We start from the raw sequence: 1,602 nt of genomic DNA, 5'->3' as shown, positions 1-1,602 counted from the left end.
ACATCCCGCCGGGATAGTTGGGTCCGCCGCCGCCTTCGGGGACGACCCAGTTGATGTTCTGGGTGGGGTCCTTGATGTCGCAGGTCTTGCAGTGCACGCAGTTCTGCGCGTTGATCTGAAGCCGCGGGTCGCCGCCGCCCTCCGCCCGCACGATCTCGTAGACCCCCGCCGGGCAGTAGCGCGTCTCCGGCGCGTCGTAGAGCGCCAGATTGACCGCGATGGGAACCGAGGCGTCCTTCAACGTCAGGTGCGCCGGCTGGTCCTCCTCGTGGTTGGTGTTCGACAGGTACACCGAGGACAGACGGTCGAAGGACACCACCCCGTCCGGCTTGGGGTAGGCGATCTTCGGCATCGCCGACGCCCGCTTCAGCGTCTCGTGGTCGCCGTGCTTGTGGTGCAGCGTCCACGGCGACCTGCCCTTGGTCGCCGTCTCCAACGCGGCGTTGGCCAGACCCGCCCACAGCCCCTTCTGGAAGCCCGGACGGATGTTGCGCACCGCGTGCAGCTCCGGCCACACCCAGGACGCCTTCAGCTTCTCCGGATAGGCCGTCGCCTCGCCGCCCGCGGCACCGCCCGACAGCAGCTCATGGACCGCCTCCGCCGCCAGCATGCCCGACTTCATCGCGGTGTGGTTGCCCTTGATCTTCGGCACGTTGAGGAAGCCCGCCGCGTCGCCGACGATCAGACCGCCGGGGAAGGTCAGCCTGGGGATCGACTGGAGGCCGCCCTCCGACAGGGCGCGGGCGCCGTAGGCGATGCGCCGCCCGCCCTCGAAGGTCGGGCGGATCGCCGGGTGGGTCTTGTAGCGCTGGAACTCCTCGAAGGGCGACAGGTGCGGGTTCGCGTAGTCGAGCCCGACCACGAAGCCGACCGACACCAGGTTGCCCTCCATGTGGTAGAGCCAGGAGCCGCCGTAGGTCTTCGCATCCATCGGCCAGCCGATGGTGTGGACGATCAGGCCGGGCTGCGACGTGGCGGGGTCGACCTCCCACAGCTCCTTGATGCCGATGCCGTAGGTCTGCGGGTCGGCGTCGCGGCGCAGGTCGAAGCGCTCGAACAGCGTCTTGGTCAGCGAGCCGCGGCAGCCCTCGGCGAAGATGGTCTGTTTGGCGTGCAGCTCCATGCCCGGCGTGTAGTTGCCGGTGCGCCCGCCGTCCTTGCCGATGCCCATGTCGCCGGTGGCCACGCCCTTGACCGCGCCGGCCTCGTCGTAGAGCACCTCCGCGGCGGCGAAGCCGGGGTAGATCTCCACCCCCAGCTCCTCGGCCTGCCCGGCCATCCAGCGGGCGAGGTTGCCCAGGCTGATGATCCAGTTGCCGTGATTGTGCATCTGCGGCGGGGTGACGGGCGATTTGTAGGCCTTGGTCTCGGTGAGGAAGAGGAAACGGTCCTCGCGGGCCGGCGTGGTGAGCGGCGCCCCCTTCTCCTTCCAGTCGGGGATCAGCTCGTCCAGCGCGTGCGGCTCGAACACCGCGCCCGACAGCAGGTGGGCGCCGACCTCCGAGCCCTTCTCGATGACGCAGACCGACAGCTCCTGCCCGGCTTCATTGGCGAGCTGTTTCAGGCGGATGGCCGCGCTCAGGCCCGACGGGCCGGCACCGA

The 1,602-nt window shown here is 69.4% G+C and carries 1 protein-coding gene; it reads right to left on the bottom strand.

Translation table 11 applies throughout. The features are described 5' to 3' along the window. A partial coding sequence (locus QSG27_RS28880) for an electron transfer flavoprotein-ubiquinone oxidoreductase (protein ID WP_306712287.1) occupies positions 1 to 1,602 on the bottom strand: 1,602 nt, incomplete at both ends.

Source organism: Azospirillum isscasi (assembly GCF_030849505.1).
GTDB classification, from domain to species: Bacteria; Pseudomonadota; Alphaproteobacteria; order Azospirillales; family Azospirillaceae; genus Azospirillum; species Azospirillum isscasi.
This window is presented reverse-complemented; position numbering and strand designations above follow the sequence as displayed.